1 protein-coding gene is annotated in these 827 nt (G+C 63.1%); it reads right to left on the bottom strand.

Going from position 1 to position 827, the window contains the following annotated elements:
• Positions 1–827: type VI secretion system tip protein VgrG (gene vgrG / locus AC07V8_RS25760; RefSeq protein ID WP_494681214.1), on the bottom strand; the 827-nt coding region annotated here is incomplete at both ends.

Below are 827 nucleotides of genomic sequence, written 5' to 3' on the forward strand. Positions count from 1 at the left end.
GACAAGCTCTTGCCGGTCGTGATGGCCGTGTTCTGGTCACTGGCGATATGGGTGCTGCCGCTGGTGGTGGTTTCGATACCGGCAGGACTGGCCAGTACTAAATGGGGAGCCGACAATTCCGGGAAGCTGCCTTCTTCACTTGCGCCCTGCCCCTTGATCGCATCATTCTGTGTTTTCAGGATTTGTACGACATCCGCCTGCTGCCCCTGCTTGTCTTGCGCCCCAGCCTGCTGCGCCGCATCCGCCAGCGACTCATGCTGGTCGCGCGCAGAGGTTAGCCGTTGCACAGTCTCGCCCATATCCTTGATGTGGGAGGCGGCACTGTTGCGTGCCTCGGTAGTGATCAGCATCCCCTTGGCCGCACGCGCCACGCCATGGCCATCGGTGCGCAGTTCCCAGCCGTCGCCCCGCGCATCCTTGCGCCCGGCGTTGTCTTCAATCCGCGTGATGCTACCCAAACTCAGCTGGCTATGCTGATGATCGCTTTTCAGCTGGGCCTGGATCTTGCCGTTGGTGTCGTCCAGGATCAGGTGGTTGCTCCTGCCGCCAGCCTGGTTGCCGCCGTTGGGCGTCAGTTCGCGGCTCCTGAAGCCCATCAAGGACTGCTGGGTCGCCAGCTTCCAGGGTGGCATGTTGCGCTGGTTGTAGACGCTGCCGGTGACGATGGGGCGGTCGGGATTGCCGTCTAGCCATTGCACCAGGCATTCCGAGCCGACGCGCGGAATCGATTTGGCGCCCAGCTCGCCGCCGGCCCAGGAACTGGCCACACGTACCCAGGCCGAGCTGCGTTCGTCGTTGTTGCCGATGCGGTCCCAGTGGAACTGGAC

It is taken from the genome of Collimonas sp. GW821-FHT02H07, assembly GCF_059421505.1.